Here is a 17,956-nt window from a genome sequence, read left to right on the forward strand (position 1 = left end):
GACGGCATGGGGTGCGTGGCAGACTCGCCCCATGTCGATTGCCGTTCCCCGCGTGCTGGCCCTCATCCCGCCGATGACGCAGCTCAACACGCCTTACCCGTCCACTGCCTACCTCACCGGCTTTCTGCGCTCGCGTGGTGTCGATGCGGTGCAGGAAGACCTGGCCTTGGCGCTCGTGCTGAAGCTCCTGTCGGCCGAAGGGCTGGTGCAGGTCCGCGCCGAGATCGAGGCCATGCCGGCGTCGAAACGCACACGGCAGGTCCAGACATTCATCGAGCAGTTCGACCGCTACCGCACCACCATCGGGCCGACCATCGCCTTCCTGCAAGGCTGCGACCCGACGCTTGGCCACCGCATCGCCAGCCGCGGCTACCTGCCTGAGGGTGCCCGCTTCGAGTCGCTCGACGTCTACATCGATGAAGAGGGGGGGCGACCCGCTCGCCTGGGCCTTCGGCGCGCTCGGCATGCAAGACCGCGCACGGCACCTCGCCACGCTGTACCTGAATGACCTCGCCGACGTGCTGCGCGATGCCATCGACCCACGCTTCGAGTTCGTGCGCTACGCCGAGTCGCTCGCGCAGAGCCAACCGAGCTTCGACCCGCTGGCCGAGGCGTTGGCCCAGCCGCTCAACCTGGTCGACCGCACGCTGGTCGACCTGACCCTGGCCGCTGTGGCGCGGCACCAGCCCGACGTGCTGCTGCTGTCGGTGCCGTTCCCGGGCTCGGTGTACGCCGCCTTCCGCATCGCCCAGACGGTGAAGGCGCAGCACCCACACATCACCACCGCACTCGGCGGCGGCTTCGTCAACACCGAGCTGCGCGAGTCTCAGCGAGCCGCGTGTCTTCGACCATTTCGACTATGTGACGCTCGATGCCGGCGAGCGCCCCTTGCTCGCGCTGCTGGAGCACCTGCAGGGCAGACGATCACGGCAGCGCCTGGTGCGCACCTTCCTGCGCGAGGAAGGGGTGGTGCGCTACGTCAACATGATGGAACCCGACATCGCCTTCGCCGAGGTCGGCACGCCCACCTGGGACGGGCTGCCGCTGCACCGCTACCTCTCGCTGCTCGACATGCTCAACCCGATGAACCGGCTGTGGAGCGACGGGCGCTGGAACAAGCTCACCGTGGCCCACGGCTGCTACTGGAAGAAGTGCAGCTTCTGCGACGTGAGCCTCGACTACATCTCGCGCTACGAGGGTGCCTCGGCCGCCCTGTTGGCCGACCGCATGGAAGCCATCGTGCGTGAGACCGGGCAGACCGGTTTCCACTTCGTCGACGAAGCTGCGCCACCCAAGGCGCTGAAGGCGCTCTCGGCCGAGCTCATCGCGCGCCAGCTTTCGGTCTCTTGGTGGGGCAACATCCGCTTCGAGAAATCGTTCAGCCCCGAGCTGTGCCAGCAGATGGCCGACAGTGGCTGCATCGCGATCTCGGGTGGCCTGGAGGTGGCCTCCGACCGGCTGCTCAAGCTGATGAAGAAGGGCGTGTCGGTCGAGCAGGTGGCGCGTGTCACCAAGTCGTTCACCGACGCCGGCATCCTGGTGCATGCCTACCTGATGTATGGCTTTCCGACGCAGACGGTGCAAGACACGGTCGACGCGCTCGAATACGTGCGCCAGCTCTTCGAGCAGGGGTGCATCCAGTCGGGCTTCTTCCACCGCTTCGCCTGCACGGTGCACTCACCCGTCGGCCAGCACCCCGAGGAATACGGCGTGACGCTTCAGCCGCTGCCGCCCGTCACCTTCGCCAAGAACGACATCGGGTTCATCGACCCCACCGGCACCGACCACGATGCCCTGGGCGTGGGGCTGAAGAAGGCGCTCTACAACTTCATGCACGGCATCGGGCTGGAAGACGACGTGCGCATGTGGTTCGACTTTCCGGTGCCCAAGCCCAAGGTGCCGCGGCACTACATCGCTCGCGCTTTGGCCCTCGCTTAGGCCTTTCGCTTCGGGGCGGCCTCGATGCCCTGCGTGGCAAACGCCATCGCGGCCTGAGCCGCATAGCCGGCCGGCATCACGTTGGCCGCGGCGCTCGACAGCTGGAAGCTGCCTTCCATCAAGGCCACCAGCCCGGCGGCGAGGGTGTGCGCCGAGTCGGTGCTGCGGCGCCTTTCGGCGAGGCAAGCCGACAGCAATTGCGTGAGGAGGGCGAGTTCCTGCGCGATGGCCTGCTCGTAGAGCACACGCACCTCGGGCTGGCGCACGGCCTCGGCGCCGATCATCACCCAGGCGGCCACCATGTCGGGCGCGGCGCCAGTGCCCAGCCCCAGCCGGGCCTGCACGTAGGCCTGCAAACGCTCCATCGGCCCGGCGGAGCTTGCCGATCGGCTCTCGTAGCGCGTGCGGGCGAACTCGACGACCGCCGCCACCAGCGAGACCAGGATCTCCTGCTTGCTCTTGAAGTGGTAGTGCAGGAGGCCGGGCGTCAGGCCCGCCTCGCGCGCGATGGCCTGGATGGTCGCCTTCTCGTAGCCGTGCCGGGCCATGACCGGCAGCATGGCCGCCACGATGGCGGCGCGGCGGCTCTCGGTGTTGCTGGTGCTGGGGGTGCGGGGCATGACGTCAATTATTTGGCTGTATGACCAAATTATCGTTGCAATCGGCGGAGGCGACCGCTAGAGTGGCGATAAATTGGTTGATCAACCAAATATGAGAGGGTAGGCGATGACGATTCTCGATGCCGATGCCGGCTTCTGCGTGGTGATTCCCGACTTCCTGTCGGCGCAGGAGTGCCGCGAGCACATTGCGCGCAGCGAGGCGCGCGGGTTCAGCGCGGCGGCCAGCCACTACCCGCCCTCGTACCGCAACAACGACCGGCAGGTGGTCGACGACCCCGCGTTCGCGTGCCAGATGGGCGAGCGCCTGGCGGGCCACGTGCCCCCGCGCCTTGAGCACGAGGGCGAGACCTGGGCCTTCGACAGCATCAACGAGCGCTTCCGTTTCTGCCGCTACCGGGCCGGCCAGCAGTTCAAACTGCATCAGGACGGCGTGCATCACCGCGGGCCTGGGTTGCAGTCGCGCCTGACCTTCATGGTCTACCTCACCGATGGCGACGCCTTCGACGGCGGCGACACGCTCTTCTACTCGGCTGGCCCCGCGGGCGATGCGAACGGTGCGCCGGCGCGGCTGATCGGCCGGGTGCGGCCGCGTGCGGGCAGCCTCATCCTCTTCGACCACCGCCTGTGGCACTCGGGCGAGACGGTGAGCCGCGGCGTGAAGCACATCCTGCGCAGCGACGTGATCTATCGCCGGCACGAGGCCGCCCCCGCGCCCAGCACGCGCCCCTTCGAGCCCGGCCACCAGGGCTACGTCTGGGCCCTGGCACGCCTGGGCGACGACCTGCTCGCCAGCAGCGGGCGCGACACCGCCATCCGCCTGTGGCATGACGATGGCCGTGCTGCGGGCCAGCTTGTCGGGCATCGCCAGTCGGTGCTGGGGCTCGCGGCCTTGCCCGGTGGCCGGCTGGCGTCGATCTCGCGGGACGGCGACCTGCGCTTCTGGTCGGTGGCCGACCGCCGCTGCATTCGCACGGTCCCGGCCCACGAGGGCAGCGGGCTCACGGTGGCCGCGCTGCCCGACGGCACGCTTTCGAGCGGGGGTGCCGATGCTCAGGTGCGCCTCTGGCGTGCCGACGGCGAGCCGCTCGCCACGCTCGGTGGCCACACGGGCTGGGTGTGGTCGCTTGCCGCCCTCGGCCACGGACACCTGGCCTCGGCCAGCGAAGACGGGACGGTGAGGCTCTGGGATCGTGCCTCCAGCCGTTGCGTGGGCACGCTGCCCGGCACATCGCCGTTGCGCGACCTGCTCGTGCTGCCGGGCGGCGATCAACTCATCTGCGGCGACATCGAAGGCCGCCTCGCCACCTGGGCGCGCAGTGGCGGCACCTGGACGCAGACGCACACGATGCAGGCGCACGGCGCCGCCGTGCGACGACTGCGCTGGCTCGGCGACGGCATGCTCGCGAGCGCCGGCGAAGACAACCGCGTGCGCGTGTGGCGCCTGGCCGACCGCACCTTGCGGGCCGAGTCGTGCCACGACAATTTCGTGACCGACGTGCTGCCGATGCCGGGCGCCTACCTCAGCTGCTCCTACGATGGCCGCATTGCACGGCACGCACGACCTGAGGTTCACGCATGAACGAACTCTTGCCTTCCTGGCAATCGGTCTGGGCCCTCGTCGGCCTGGCCGAGCCGCCCCGCAGCACGTTCGACTCGCTGTGCCGCGCCTACGCTGAGCCGCAGCGCCACTACCACACGCTGCAGCACCTGCGCGAATGCCTGGCGCAGGCCGGCGAGATCGAGCGGCTGGCCGAACGCCCGGGCGAGGTGCTGCTCGCACTGTGGTTCCACGACGCCGTGTACGACACGCATGCCCGCGGCAACGAGGCCGCCAGCGCCGAGTGGGCACGCGACACCGTGGCCGCCGCGGGCAGCCGTGAAGCGGGCGACCATGTGCATGCGCTCATCATGGCGACCGAGCACCATGCCGTGCCCTCGACCCGCGACGCCAGGGTCATGGTCGACGTGGACTTGTCGATCCTCGGTGCCGATGCCGCCCGCTTCGATGAATACGAGCGCCAGGTGCGCGACGAGTATCGCCACGTGCCCGAGCTGCTCTTTCGCACCAAGCGGCGCTCGGTGCTGCAAGGCTTTCTTGCGCGGCCCCGCCTCTACAACACCGAGGCCTACGCCGACCGTCTGGAAGCGAGAGCGCGCGAGAACCTGCGCCGCTCCATCGAGCGGCTTTGAGAGCGCCTGCGCCGGGGTCGTCTTGAATAGGGCCCTGGCGGCCCTCGGTCAAACGCAGCTGCGTGCGACCAGCTGCCCCTTGAGGTACGCGCGGCGCACGGTGCCGGCTGCAATCGCCGCGGCCACGTCCTTCGAGTAGCGTTCGGCGCCGCTCAGCTTGCGGACCCACTTGCGGTACGGCACAACGCCTTCGGCGGCGCTGCGCACGCTGCCGATGGCCTCGTTGGTGGCGAGTGTCACGCCGCGTTCGATGAGGCTCGGGTTGGCGGCGGTGGGGGGGCGTGTCGAGGTCGGCGCCGAGCAGCTCGTCGAGCGCCTTGATCTCCGCTGCGAGCGCGGTGCAGCTCGCGTCGATGGGCGGGGCATAGGGACGCGCCGCCACGGCCACCAGCAGCGGCGGGATGGGCGCCTGCACGAGGTTGAGGTCGTTGAGCGGCGTGATGGCCGCATCGGTCACCGGCTTGGTGTCGAGCTGGGCGCAGGCACCCAGCAGCAAGGAGATGGTGAGGGCCAGGGCGAGGGTGGGGCGTGGGATGTTCATGCGGCGCAGGGTAACAGCGGCCCGCGTGCACGGCGAGCGTCGAAACCCCAGGGTGCTGGGGTCAGACCGGCAGCAGCGCGACCTGGTCGCGGCCGGCCTTCTTGGCGCCGTGCAGCTGGGCGTCGGCCTGTGCGTAGAGCTGTTCGCGGCTCAGCGGCGAGCCGAGTGGCTGGCCCCACCACGCCACCCCGAAGCTGGCGGTGACGATTCCGGCCGGGCTGCCCGGGTGCGTGATGTGCAGCTGGCGGATGGCATGGCGCAGCCGCTCGACGAACTGCCGAGCGCCTTCTTTCGATGTCGCGGTGAAGAGCAGCCCGAACTCTTCGCCGCCCAGGCGGAACAGCAGGTCGCCCGAACGGCGCAGCTCGGCCCGCACCGCACCCGAGACGGCGCGCAGGACCTGGTCGCCCGCAGCCTGGCCGAGCAGATCGTTGAAGGCCTTGAAGTGGTCGAGGTCGAAGATGCAGAACGCCAGCGGCTCCTGGCGTGGCGCGTGGTCGAACAGCTCGGCACAGAAGTCGTTGAAGTGCCGGCGGTTGAAGGCGCCGGTCAGCTCGTCGGTGACCGAGACCTCATACAGGCGACGGTTGGCCGCATCGAGCGCCTGGGCACGCTCTTTCACCTGGGCTTCGAGCTTGGCGACCAGCGCCTGCTGGGCCAGACGGGCGCGGCGCTCCGCGGCCACCTTCTCGAGGCCCAGCGCGTCGAGCATGTCGGCGAGGCCCAGCGCGAGCAGCAACATGGCGAAGGTGGCACCGATCTCCACCCCCCAGGTGCTGAACCCGTTGACGGGCACCAGCGCGGCGACCTGCGCGATGTAGCCCAGCGCGCCCAGGCACAGCAGCGCGAAGGCGGCCACGTAGAAGCGCGCCGCGCGATGGCCGTGCAGCGCCAGCCGGGTGGCGAGCGCCAGCGTCAGGATGCCCAGCGGCAGGCCGGTGGCCCAGCCGAGCATCACGGCGAGCGCGTGCTGGCCGGTCAGCGCCAGCAAGGCGTCGCCCACGTTGAGCGCGACCAGCAGCTGCAGCGCCATCAGCCACGGCCGGCTCAGGTGTTCGCGCAAGCGCAGGTACGAGTTGGCGAAGAGGCCCATCGCGGCGAACGCGGCGCTGCTGGTGAAGGTCAGGAAGCCGTTGTTGAAGTCCGGTGCGCCGGGCCACACGTGCTGCCAGACGTTGCCGCGCGAGGTGAGGCTCCACAGCAGGAGCCAGCCCACACAGTGGGCGTAGTGGCCGAGCGCCTTCTGGCGCGTGATGGCGAAAAGCAGCAGGTGGTACAGGCCAAGTGCCAGCACGCCGCCGTGGAAGAGCGTGAGGATCGTGTCTTCGCGCGCCATCGCGGCCTCGAAGGCGCTGCGGCTTTGCAGTGTGATGGGCAGCGGCTCGAAGAGGCCGTCGTACGTCGACAGGCGCAGCCACACGTCGACCGTTTCGCGCGGCGCGAGCTGCAGGGGCAGGGCGATGTGGCGGTGGGGCAACGGCTGCTGTGCGAAGGGCAGGCGGTCACCGCTGTGCACCTGCTCGACCCGGCTGCCGCCCAGGCGCAGCACGTGCCAGTGCGCATGGTCGTGGCGAGGGTGGCCGAGGTCGATCACCGCATCGGCGGGCTGTTGGCTGGTGTTGGTGATGCGCCAGCGCACCCAGAAGGCCGAGGGCGTGTAGCCGAAGGCCAGTGCGTTGCCGCGGCCGTATTGCCAGCCGCCGGCGGCACGGGCGCCGTTCAGGTCGAGGCGGGTGCTGCGGTCTTCCAGCCACTCGGCCTGCGGCACGAGGTTGAGCGTCGGGGCCTGGGGCTGCCAGGGCAAGGCTTCGAGGGCATGGGCGCCGGCCAGGCCGACGAGCCCGGCCAGGCCGATGGCGAGTTGCGCCACGGCCCGACGCCAACCCCCAAGTCCAGGCACGCGTGCAGACATGACGGCTTATCGGCCGGGGCGGGGGCGCATTGAGCGTGCGCCTCGCGTGGCAGGTGTGGGCTGTGAGGTTCGCCACGCCGGGTATTGTTTTTGCACGACAGCCCCGGGTTAGGGCGGCCCTGCCGGGTCGCGCCAATCTAAGAGAATCGCCCATCCCTGCCCGCCCATCCCCCGCCCGCGCCGTGCGCACGTCCCCATGCTGAAGAGGCTGCTCTCCGCTTACTCCGCCCTTGAAGGCCGCTACGACGAGCTGCTGGCGGACTCGGGCGACCCGCGTCCCCACTGGGACGCCTTCCTGCGATGCGCTCGCCGAGCGCGAGGGCGCCGGTGTGGGCGAGACGCTCGCGCTGATGGAGCGCCAGGTGCGCGAGAACGGCATCACCTACAACGTCTACGCCGACCCCAAAGGCGCCGACCGCCCGTGGGAGGTCGACCCCTTGCCGCTGCTGCTTTCGCCGCGCGAGTGGGACGAGATCGAAGCCGGCATCGCCCAGCGTGCCGAACTGCTCAACCGGGTGCTCGCCGACGTGTACGGAGAGCAGACGCTGCTCAAGAGCGGTGCCATCCCGCCTTCGGTGGTGTTCGGCCACAGCGGCTATCTGCACCAGGTGCAGGGCATCCGCCCGCCCGGGGGCGTGCACCTTTTCCATTACGCGGCCGACCTGGCGCGCTCGCCCGACGGGCGCTGGTGGGTGGTGAGCGACCGCACGCAGGCGCCGTCGGGCGTGGGCTATGCGCTGGAGAACCGGCTGGTCGTCTCGCGTGTGTTTCCGCAGCTCTTCCGCGACCTGCACGTGCAGCACCTGGCCTCGTTTTTCGCCCACATGCGCGAGTCGCTGCTGCGCTGGGCACCCAAGGGCGACGGCCCGCCGCTGATCGCGCTGCTCACGCCTGGGCCCTACAACGAGACGTACTTCGAGCACGCCCTCCTCGCGCGCTACCTCGGTTTCGCGCTGGTGGAGGGCACCGACCTCACCGTGCGCGACGGCCGCGTGTGGATGAAGACGGTGGAGGGCCTCAAGCGGGTGCACGCCATCCTGCGCCGCCAGGACGACGACTACTGCGACCCGCTGGAGCTGCGTTCGGACTCCGCGCTCGGCGTCGCTGGCCTCACCGACTGCGCACGCCGCGGCACGGTGCTGGTGGCCAATGCCCTCGGCTCCGGCGTGCTGGAGTCAGGGGCCTTGCTCGGCTACTTGCCCAAGCTGAGCGAGCAACTCCTAGGCGAGCCGCTGCGCCTGCCCTCGGTCGCCACCTGGTGGCTGGGCGAGCCAGCAGCGCTGATCGATGCCTGGAAGCGGCTCGACCACATCCTCATCAAGCCGCTGGAGCGTTCGGCCAAGGAGCCGGCGGTGTTCGGCGCCGACCTGTCGGACGATGAACGGGTGCTGCTCGGCGCGCGGGTGGCCTCGCGGCCGCAGCGCTACGTGGCGCAGGAATGGGTGCATGTGTCGCAGGCGCCGGTGCTGGAGCGTGGCGCCGCGCAGCAGGGCGACCACCTGAGTGCACGCACCGTCGGGCTGCGTGTCTTCGCGGTAGCCACGCCGCAGGGTTACCGCGTGATGCCGGGCGGACTCACGCGCGTGGCCAACGATCGCCACTCGCGTGTGATCGCGATGCAGCGCGGCGGTGGCTCGAAAGACACCTGGGTGCTGTCGGACGGGCCGGTGAATGCCTCCTTCTCGCTCCTGTCGAGCACCGTCACGCCGCAGGATCTCGTCACCTCGCGCGGCAACGTGCCCTCGCGCACCGCGGAAAACCTGTTCTGGTTCGGCCGCTACGGCGAACGTTGCGACGCCGCGGCGCGGCTGCTGCGGGTGGCGATCACCGCCGTGCTCGGTGCGACCGACGCCAATGCCGACGGCGGCTCCGATGGCCTCGTGCCGGTGCTCGCGCTCGCGCAGCGCGTCGGGCTGATCGAGTCGGCCGACAACCCCGGCACCGAACTGCTGCGCGCTGCCACCCACCCCGACGAAGGCCTGAGCCAGCGGCTGCGGCAGCTGTCGCGCGTGGCCTTCAACCTGCGCGACCGCATGTCGGCTGACAACTGGCGCACGCTCAACCGACTGATCGGCGACCCGGTGTTCCAGCGCGGCAGCTCGCTGCCCCTGGCGCTCAGCTGGCTCGACCGCGCGGTGACGACGATGATGACGCTGTCCGGCTACGTGCTCGACGGCATGACGCGTGGCACGGGTTGGCGTTTCCTGTCGATCGGACGTCGCATCGAGCGCCTGTCGAACCTGTGCACCACGCTGCAGGTGGCCACGCAGGAAGGGCGCGCCGACGGCCTCGACTGGCTGCTGGAGCTGGCCGACTCCACCGTCACCTACCGCTCGCGCTATCTCGTGGCGCCCGAGTGGCTGCCGGTGCTCGACCTGCTGGTGCGCGACGACACCAACCCGCGCTCGGTGGCGTTCCAGGTGAAGGGGTTGGTGGAATACGTCGAGAAGCTCGAGCGCGCGCACGGCCGCTTCGCCGCCGACGTGCTGGGGCCCGCGCAGGCGGCGCTGCAGGCATTGCAGCCGGTCGACCTGCATCCCGAGAGCGAGGTGCTGGCGTCGGCGATCGAGCAGATCCAGCGTGCGGCGCACACCGTCTCAGACGAGTCTCACGCTCAAGTTCTTCTCGCACGCCGCGTCGCGCAGCGTGCTGTCATTGGTGGCGTGACGCATGACGGCCGCAGAGCGCTACACCGTTGAGCACGAGACCCGCTATGTGTATGCGGCGCCGGTGTCGCAGTCGTGGCAGCTCGCCCGCCTGACGCCGCGCAACCTGCCGTGGCAGAAGCTGCTGTCGTGCGCGATCCAGATCGATCCGCCACCCGACGAGCGCCACGAAGCGCCCGACAGCTTCGGCAACAGCGTCACCCATTTCGGCCTGCACGGCGCGCACCGGATGCTGCGCGTGCGCATGCAGTGCAGTGTGGAGGTCGGCGACCGGGCGGCGGCCGACGCCACGCCGTTCGTCGCCTGGGAAAGCGTGCGCGACGCCGTGCGCGAGCAGCCCGAACTCGATGGCCTGATCCCCGCACGCATGGCGGAGCCGACCACGCTCGTGCCCTTGTCCGAAGGGGCGCGCATGTATGCGTTGGAGTCGCTGTCGCCCGGGCGTGACTGGCTCGAAGCGGTGACCGACCTGATGCAGCGCATCCACGCGCATTTCGAGTTCGACCCGGGCGCCACCACGGTGAGCACCTCGGTCGACGAAGTGCTCTACCAGCGCCGAGGTGTCTGCCAGGACTTCGCGCACCTCATGCTCGCCTGCCTGCGCGGCCACGGCCTGCCGGCGCGCTATGTCTCGGGCTACCTGCTGACCGACCCGCCGGAGGGGCAACCGCGCCTGATGGGCGTGGATGCGTCGCACGCCTGGGTGGCGGCGTACTCGCCGGCCACCGGCTGGGTGGAGTTTGACCCGACGAACAACCAGCTCGCCGACCGGCGCTACATCACGCTCGCGTGGGGCGCCGACTTCGCCGACGTGGTGCCGCTGCGCGGGGTCATCCTCGGCGGCGGCGCGCAGGAGATGGACGTCTCCGTCAGCGTGATTCCGGCTTGAGTCCAGGGTCAAGTCGTGCCCCCCTGAAAGCGGGCCCTCGGGCTGCGGGATTCTTCTGAGGGGTCCACTTCACTACTGTTGCAGCCATAGGTGGGATGTATTCGCGAACCCGGCTTGCGCACACTGATGCCCAGGCAAAACAGAGGGAGCGAACATGACGACAGCGGTGGGTGCTTGGATGAAGACGAGCGACGTGAGGCACGACATGCGGCGCACGGGAACAGGCGAATGGACCGGCGTCAGCTGGACCGACTCGAGCTGGGAACTGGCGCATGGTCTGGAGGTTGTCGAAGACCTGCCGCCCGATGCCTGGCCGGCCGAATTCCCCGGTGGTGCGACACCGATGTCGCCGCCGCAAAAAAATTGACCGGGCAGGGCCCGGTCAATCTTCAGGAGCGTGTCGCGGCTCAGCGGCGGAAGCTGCCGTCGTCGCCGATGTACGAGAGGTCCACGTAGTCCAGGCCCGAATGATCGGTCGGCGTGTAGGTGAGCTCGGTGCCGCCCACGCCGCCGCCGATGTCGACCCGGTTGAAGGACTCGAGCGCCTTCTTGAACGAAGCCCGGGTGATGTTGTCCTTGTCTTTCGCGGCGCGGCGCAGTGCCGTCACCAGCACCTTCGACGCGGCATAGCCTTCGATCATTGCGGGCGTGAGCTGCTTGATGCCCTTGGCCTGCGCCAGGCGTGCGGCTTCCGCAATCATCGGCGAGGCCAGGCGGCGCTCCGACGGGAACACCTGGCTCACGATCACGCCGGACGCGTGTTCACCCAGGGCGTCGACGAAGCCCTTGGCAGCGTTGTTCGAGAGCGTGGCCACCGTCACCTTCGAGCCCGCCGCGCGCAGCGCCTTCACACCGGTCGCGACGGAGGCCGCGGTGCTGATCATTAGGATGCCGAGCGGCTTGGTCTCCAGCGCCTTGGCGACGCACTTGGAGTAGTCGGGCTTGAACTTGTCGAGCGCTTCGTTGAACGCGGTCTGCTTGCCGGCAGTCTTGAAGACGTTGAGGGCACCCTGCAGCGCGTCCTGCCCGAAGGGGTCGTCGACGTAGCAGATGCCCACCCGTTCGAGGCCGCCCATGCCCAGGTGGCGGGTCACGTGTTCGGCTTCCTTCTGGTAGGTGGCGCGCACGTTGAACACGTAGGGATGGACTGGCTTGTGCACAGCGATGGCGCCGGTCGACGGCGCCAGCAGCACGATCTTGGCTTCGGCCAGCAGCGGCATCATGGCCTGGGCGTGAGGCGTGCCGCGATTGAGGAACAGGGCCACGACCTTCGGGTCGGCGATCAGCTGCTTGGTGTTTTCGACGGTGTTGGGAACCTGGTTCTTGTCGTCCAGCGTCACCACCTCGATCTGCTGGCCTCCGATACCGCCTTCGGCGTTGATGTGCTCGATGTAGAGCATCGCGCCCTGGTTGATTTCCTTGACCGGGCCGGCCGCCGGCCTGGTGAGGCCGGTCGTCTGGCCAATGCGGATCTGTGCCGCCGCCAAGGTGCCCGCGAGGAGGCCGATGGCCACTACCGCGGTGCGTATTGCGTTCGCTTTGAACCCCATGATCAAGCCCTTACTTTTAAGTTTTCGGTCGTGTGACCAACCCAACGAATCTTCGATATTGCAACGCAGTTTATCTGCAGCATTCCGCGTGAAAACGCGCACTTCTTGGCATCACTTCTTCAAAAGTGTTCGGCTGTGCTATTTTTCCAAAGCGGTCGCATTCGGATACAGAGTGCTTTCAGGGGTGACCGCATCGCCGGTGGCGACCGGCTCGGCCACCGCGACCTCTTGCATTGCAGGCTTGCGGATGAGCAGCACGCAGGCGATGGACCCGAGCAGGGCGAGGGCGCTGGCCAGAAACAGCGGGTGGTAGGAGTCGAGATGGGGTGCGGCGGTGGCCATGAGAAAGCCGCCACCGGCCTGTGTGATCGAGAAGCTGAAGGTCGCCAGGCCCCAGGCGCGCCGGTGCAGCGCAGGCCCCACGGTTTCAAGCGCGTAGGCCGAGACGAGCGCAACGATGCCCGGCGTGAAGATGCCCATGAGGATCGATGAGACAAAGAGCGCCGGCACGCTGCTGCTCCACCACGGCATCGCGGCGGCCACGGCCTTCAAGGCGAAGCCGGCGATCAGGCAGCGCTTGAGGCCGAATTTGTCGGCCAGGCTCCCGGTGAGCAGCGGGCCGATGGCCGCCCCAACGCCGAACATCGACCACATGAAGCCGCCCATCGCCAGCGAGCGCCCCTGCTCACGGACGATGTAGTCGACCCAGAACATGGTGTGGGCGAGGTATCCCACCGCGTTGAGCCCGTGGGCGGCGAGGATCAGCCAGACGGTGAGGCGGGATTCGGCCGGAACCTCTTCCTTGGCAGCCGGGCCGCCGTCGGCCGCAGCGGGCGGCAGGCTCGCCTCGGGCGGCCACTGGCGCCACGCCGAGACCGTGAGCGCGAGGCAGATCGCGCCCATGCCGAGCCAGGCCCCTTCGACGCCGCGGAAGGCGAGGGGCACGATGCTGCCGCCCCACACCACGGCCACCCCGACACCGGCGATCAGCACCGGCACCAGCAGGCCCGACAGCACCGCGCCGAGCCCGATGCCCGAGAACACGATGCCGCTCGCGCGGCCGCGGATCGCCGCGTCGTGCTGCGGCAGCACCACCGGCGCTGGCAGCACCATCAGGATGGCACCGCAGAACCCGGCTGCCGTGCGCCAGACGTAGTACCAGGCGAGCGGCGCGTCATGGAAGGCGCAGGCGAAGAAGCTGACCGAGCAGATGAGCATCGACGCTCGCAGCAGGGTCGCCACCGCATAACGGCGGCCCAGCCAGTCTGCCGCCCACGCGCCGAGCACGTAGCCCAGCAACGTGGCCACGCTCAGCTGCGACGCTTCACCCTTGGTGAACCAGCCCGCATCGATCAGCGCGGGCATCAGGGCAATGAACGCGAACCGGCCGATGCCATTGCCGATCAGCGTGGCCGACAGGCCGGCGAGGCTGAGGCGGTTCAGCGCGGCTTGCAGCATCGCGGCAAGCCGATCGGGGTGCTCAGAAAGGCAGGTTCAGGCTCAGGACAAGGCGCCATACAGGGAGGCAAAGGCGGAGGCGTACTCCGTCGTCGGAACAGGCGTCTCGATGGGCTCCGGCTGCGGCGCCGGTTCATGGCCGGTGATCAGCGAGATCATGCGGCTCACGGCCCGGCCCGCATCCACCAGCGCGGTGGAGTTGACGCCCGAGCGGGGCACCACGAAGGTGTAGAACTTGACGCCCTCGGTCGGGATGCCGAGCGCCCAGGCGTTGTCGATGACCTGGCCGCTGGCGGTGACCCAGTTGAACTCGCGGGTGACCTCGATGCCGCCCGGGTGGAAGCCTCCGTTGTGGAAGAGCCGCAGGTAGCCGGCCTTGAGCAGACCGCGCAGCAAAGGCGTCGAGTCGTCGGCCGGGCTGTGCATGGGCACGCGGGCCTTCACGAGCACGTCGACCGCGGTGCTCCGGTCGGGCCACAGGGCCGAGACCACGCGCATGCGCTCGCCCGGTTTAGCCGGCCTGCAGGTGGTACCGGGGCCGTAGCTCATTTCCAGCACGCCTGCCTCGACGAGCGCCAGCAGTTCGGCAATGCGCGACATCGGCGGGCCGACAGCGATGCGGTTCATGATCGGCACGAACTCCGACAGCAGCCAACGGTGCGAGGCCTCGGTGAGGCCGCCGTGGTCGATGGCGGCGCGCAGGTTGTCGCGCAGGTCACGCACCACGTCGCAGGCCGCCTTGAGCGGGCCTTGCACGTTGCCCTTGCCGGCTTCGTGCAGGTCCTTGCGCAGATGGGCCATCAGCCAGTCGTGGTAGTCCTCGGGGGTGGCGAGGGCGTCTTCGGGCACCGGGTTCACCAGCTGGTCCCATGAGAAGCGGTCGGCTTCGGGCACGTACTGGCGGATCAGCGCCTCGCGCGAGGCGACGTCAGCGCACAGGAACTGGTTGCAGAAGAGCATCGACGTGACCGGGTCGCGGCGTTCGCGCAGGTAGGCCTCGTAGTAGGCGAACTGCATGTCGGCGAGCAGCAGCGGGAAGATGTCGGTCACGAAGTCGAGCTTGCGGCCGGCACGCATGGCACGCACCTTGTCGGCCAAGAGGAAGCGGGCCTTGTACTGGATCGACACGCCTTTCTGGTTCACCGCTCGTGCGGTGAGCGGCAGGCCCGAGCGGGAGTAGGCCACGAGGCGGGGCTCCTGCCCCGAGGGCAGGTACCGGGTGCGCCCGTCTTCGTCTTGAACGAATCGGCCACCGCGCCCGGTGGTGAGGGCTCCCAGCACGTCGAACATGGTCAGGCCCATGCCCTCGATGCCGACCGTCATGTCGGCTGTGATGGTCTCGGTGGTGGCCTTGATGGGGTATGGGTCGTCTATAACCAGGGTGGATTGCGGCTGACGGTGGGCCGCAGTTGTCGGTTTTCCAGCAGGCTTGGTATGGCCGGTGGTGAGAAACAGGTAGTTGACGCAGAAAGAGCCGCTTTTGGTCGACAAAACCCAGGAATCTTCCGCCAGGCGATCAGTGCTCAGAATGGATTCCTGCACCAGGTTTATCTGCACATGCGAGGGGGCCAGCGCCGCCAGATAGTGGTAAACCCAATAAAGGTATCGCCCAAACAAGGCGCGAGAATAGTATTTGTCGGGGGAAACCGGCTGCCCCGACCAGCGGCCGAGCTTGCTGCTGCGCTGCTCTTCGAGCCATTGGTAGAAGGACGGGCCCTCGAGGATGGGGCCGGCGCCCACGACCGAATGGTCGGAAAACTGCGTGATCTGGCCGGCCACCGTATTCACCAGCAGGTAATCTTCCTGCTCGGGATCGTGGCAACCCACCCCTGGAGGGTGCGGATCGAAGACGAATATTTCAATATTGGCCGATTTTCTGACGCGTTCGTTCGCGACTATGCGCTCCAGAACCGTCAGGCCACGCGGGCCCATCCCGATGATGCCAATTCGCGCTGTTGTCATGGGTTGCTTCTCTCCCGGGATCGGCAATTTAACTGAGCGCCGCGACAAATTGATGGCTATTGCGTGGTTGTATCGTTTCGACAACTCTCATGGCAGCCAGCCAAGTCAGCTCCCGATTCATGACTTGGCTTCGACGGGGTGCGCCACCCCCTTGAACAGGGGGTTGCGTTTCTATGATGAGGGTTTTTGCTAGCCTTCTGTGTTTCTTCTTGTAAGCGCGGGGATGGGGGCTCAGACCCAGCTTGCGGCCAAGTCGGGCCGCTCCAGGGGCAGCAGATGGCCGGTGGCCGGCACTTCGAGGGCTGTGTCCTGCGGGCGCAGGCGACGCCAGCGGGCTAGGTCGTCGGCCGAAAAGACGGTCGAGTCGGCGCCGCGCACCACGGTAAGGGGCGGCAGATCGTGCCGCCTGAGCAGGGGCCAGAGGCTCGTCGGCATCTCGTACAGGCGCGCCTCCCACTCCTTGCGGAAACGCGGCGTCCAGATGCCGTCGTCGTGCCGAAGGCCGTGCCGCAGCAGGTTGTCGAGCACGGCGTCGTCGATGCGCGCGTACCAGCGGCGCGCACGCTCATGTGCAAACGCCTCGTCGAAGCTCACCCAGGCATCGGTGCGGCGGCGGGTGGCCTCGGCCATCGGACTCTTGCGGCGCACGGCCGCCGGCGCGTGGCGCAGCAGCGCCGCTCCCCAGGCCGGGATGGCGGGCGGCTCGACCAGCACCAGCCGGCTGAAACGCGATGGCCGCGCCGCCGCAAGCATCAGGAGCGCCACGGCGCCCAGCGAATGGCCCATGCCGACCGTGGGCGCGTGGCCGGCGTCGACGAGCGGGGCCAGGTCGGCGGCAATCTCGTCCCAGCGGCCCGACGGGACCCGACCGTGGCGCAGGGGCAGCAGGGCAGGCGCTTCGATCTGGTAGCGCTCGCCGAGCGGGCGCAGCAGCGGCGCGTAGGCGCCGGGGGTGAAGCCGTTGGCGTGGGCGAAGAACAGGCGAGGCCGGGTGGTCATGCGGTGCTCCCCATGTGGAAGGAGCCCCGAATGTGGGCCTCGCACGGCCTCGGCGCGAGGCCGGTGCGACAGGCGACGGCTGCGCGTCGTGAAGCGACAGCAGCCGAGCTCGAAACGCCGCGCGGCTCAGCGATCGATCTTGTGCTTGATCAGCCCGATCGCTTCGCCCAGGTCGATGACGGCCATGGCGTAGTAGCTCGACCAGTTGTAGCGCGTGATCGCATAGAAATTGGCGGTGCCCGCCACGTAGCTCGGCGCTGCGTCGCCGTTGTACAGCTCCACCAGCGCGAGCAGCCCGGTGTACTCTCGGCCCGCAGCCGGCAGGCCGGCACCTTTTTCGCTGAATTGCTGCGCGGTGAAGGTGGGCTTGATGTCGGGTTCGAGCAGCGTCGCGCGGTTTGCCGGATCGGTGGGCAGTGCGACGTCGAAGCGGGTGGGCATACCCCGCTGCCATCCGAACTCGGCCAGGTAGTGCGCGATGCTGCCGATCACGTCGGCGGCGCTCGTGTGCAGGTCGACGTGACCATCGCCGTCGAAGTCGACGGCGTACTTGTTCCAGCTGCTGGGCATGAACTGGCCCATGCCCATCGCTCCCGCGTAGCTGCCCTTGAAGCTGCGCGGATCGGCCTTCTCGCGGTCGGCGAGCACGAAGAGCTGCTCCAGCTCGTCGCGGAAGAAGGCGCTGCGGTCCTTGCGGCCGGTGGGAAAGTCGAACGACAGCGTGGCCAGCGCGTCCAGCACGCGGAAGTTGCCCATGTGCCGGCCGTAGAGCGTCTCGACGCCGACCACTCCGACCACCACCTCCGGCGGCACGCCGTACATCTCTTCAGCGCGCTGCAGCCACTTCTCGTTTTCGCGCCAGAAGGCGAGGCCGGCGCGGATGCGCAGCGGCTCCACGAAGCGTGCGCGGTAGGCTGCCCAGTTCTTCGCCGTGCTGGTGGGCGGCGGCATGATGAACTTGGCCACGCTTGGCACGTAGCGCGCCTCGGCGAGCTGCGCCTTCACCCACGCCGCATCGAGGCCGCGCCGTTCCGCCAGCTCGGCCGCGAAGCGCATCACGTCTTCGCGTTGGCCATAGGTGACGAGGTCGGGTTCGCTGTCCGAGGCGACCTGCGCACGTGGCCTCTTGGCTTCGGCGAGGGGCAGGCAGGTGCTGCAGATCAGCAGGGCGGCGAAGGCGGGAAACGTGCAGCGAAAGAGGAGCGAACCGGACGAGAGCAGCATGCCGCGG

Annotated in this window: 13 protein-coding genes and 1 pseudogene; 6 read left to right on the forward strand and 8 right to left on the reverse strand. The window is 68.6% G+C overall.

Going from position 1 to position 17,956, the window contains the following annotated elements:
- The first annotated feature begins 31 nt into the window (after positions 1 to 31).
- A pseudogene (locus LRS03_RS01195) lies at positions 32 to 1,938 on the forward strand (B12-binding domain-containing radical SAM protein).
- On the opposite strand, the gene LRS03_RS01200 reads toward LRS03_RS01195, so the two are convergent.
- The gene (locus LRS03_RS01200; RefSeq protein ID WP_257823486.1) at positions 1,935 to 2,558 is read right to left on the reverse strand and encodes a TetR/AcrR family transcriptional regulator; all 624 of its coding nucleotides are present in this window, start codon (positions 2,556 to 2,558) and stop codon (positions 1,935 to 1,937) included. The pseudogene LRS03_RS01195 and the gene LRS03_RS01200 overlap by 4 nt on opposite strands.
- Before the next feature lie 106 nt (positions 2,559 to 2,664).
- Between LRS03_RS01200 and LRS03_RS01205 the strand changes: the two genes are divergently transcribed.
- Together LRS03_RS01205 and LRS03_RS01210 are read left to right on the forward strand one after the other, a co-directional pair.
- Positions 2,665 to 4,137: a 2OG-Fe(II) oxygenase gene (locus LRS03_RS01205; RefSeq protein WP_257823487.1), complete on the forward strand. Its 1,473-nt coding sequence runs from the start codon at positions 2,665 to 2,667 to the stop codon at positions 4,135 to 4,137.
- On the forward strand, positions 4,134 to 4,748 hold the full coding sequence (locus tag LRS03_RS01210; RefSeq protein WP_257823488.1) for an HD domain-containing protein: 615 nt from the start codon (positions 4,134 to 4,136) through the stop codon (positions 4,746 to 4,748). Before LRS03_RS01205 ends, LRS03_RS01210 begins: the two co-directional genes overlap by 4 nt.
- A gap of 48 nt (positions 4,749 to 4,796) precedes the next feature.
- Here LRS03_RS01210 and LRS03_RS01215 read toward each other — a convergent pair whose 3' ends face one another.
- Positions 4,797 to 5,114 carry a hypothetical protein gene (locus tag LRS03_RS01215; protein WP_257823489.1) on the reverse strand — a complete coding sequence of 106 codons (318 nt, stop codon included), beginning with the start codon at positions 5,112 to 5,114 and terminating at the stop codon, positions 4,797 to 4,799.
- Positions 5,115 to 5,350: 236 nt separating this feature from the next.
- Complete coding sequence (locus LRS03_RS01220; RefSeq protein WP_257823490.1) at positions 5,351 to 7,159, reverse strand: diguanylate cyclase; 1,809 nt, start codon at positions 7,157 to 7,159, stop codon at positions 5,351 to 5,353.
- A gap of 371 nt (positions 7,160 to 7,530) precedes the next feature.
- On the opposite strand from LRS03_RS01220, the gene LRS03_RS01225 reads away from it, so the two are divergent.
- The 3 genes from LRS03_RS01225 to LRS03_RS01235 all read left to right on the forward strand — a co-directional run bounded on the left by LRS03_RS01225 (position 7,531) and on the right by LRS03_RS01235 (position 11,123).
- A complete protein-coding gene (locus tag LRS03_RS01225) occupies positions 7,531 to 9,900 on the forward strand; it encodes a circularly permuted type 2 ATP-grasp protein (RefSeq protein WP_257823491.1) in 2,370 nt (789 codons plus the stop codon).
- Positions 9,872 to 10,756, forward strand: coding sequence for a transglutaminase family protein (locus LRS03_RS01230; RefSeq protein WP_257823492.1), 885 nt, complete (start codon positions 9,872 to 9,874; stop codon positions 10,754 to 10,756). The genes LRS03_RS01225 and LRS03_RS01230 overlap by 29 nt, the downstream gene beginning before the upstream one ends.
- 178 nt (positions 10,757 to 10,934) lie before the next feature.
- Positions 10,935 to 11,123 (forward strand): hypothetical protein, encoded by a 189-nt coding sequence (locus LRS03_RS01235; protein WP_257823493.1) that lies wholly within the window; start codon positions 10,935 to 10,937, stop codon positions 11,121 to 11,123.
- 40 nt (positions 11,124 to 11,163) lie between these two features.
- Here the strand turns inward: LRS03_RS01235 and LRS03_RS01240 are convergent, their stop codons facing one another.
- The 5 genes from LRS03_RS01240 to mltB form a co-directional block, all read right to left on the reverse strand.
- Complete coding sequence (locus LRS03_RS01240; RefSeq protein ID WP_257823494.1) at positions 11,164 to 12,306, reverse strand: ABC transporter substrate-binding protein; 1,143 nt, start codon at positions 12,304 to 12,306, stop codon at positions 11,164 to 11,166.
- 138 nt (positions 12,307 to 12,444) lie between these two features.
- Positions 12,445 to 13,764: an MFS transporter gene (locus tag LRS03_RS01245; RefSeq protein WP_257823495.1), complete on the reverse strand. Its 1,320-nt coding sequence runs from the start codon at positions 13,762 to 13,764 to the stop codon at positions 12,445 to 12,447.
- 42 nt (positions 13,765 to 13,806) lie between these two features.
- Positions 13,807 to 15,810, reverse strand: a complete 2,004-nt coding sequence (locus tag LRS03_RS01250; protein WP_257823496.1) for an FAD/NAD(P)-binding protein — start codon at positions 15,808 to 15,810, stop codon at positions 13,807 to 13,809.
- 147 nt (positions 15,811 to 15,957) lie between these two features.
- Positions 15,958 to 16,725, reverse strand: coding sequence for an alpha/beta fold hydrolase (locus LRS03_RS01255; RefSeq protein ID WP_257823497.1), 768 nt, complete (start codon positions 16,723 to 16,725; stop codon positions 15,958 to 15,960).
- Between the two features lie 126 nt (positions 16,726 to 16,851).
- Complete coding sequence (gene mltB / locus LRS03_RS01260; RefSeq protein ID WP_257823498.1) at positions 16,852 to 17,949, reverse strand: lytic murein transglycosylase B; 1,098 nt, start codon at positions 17,947 to 17,949, stop codon at positions 16,852 to 16,854.
- Between the last annotated feature and the right edge of the window lie 7 nt (positions 17,950 to 17,956).

The sequence above is a fragment of the Rhizobacter sp. J219 genome (assembly GCF_024700055.1).
Lineage (GTDB): Bacteria > Pseudomonadota > Gammaproteobacteria > Burkholderiales > Burkholderiaceae_C > Rhizobacter.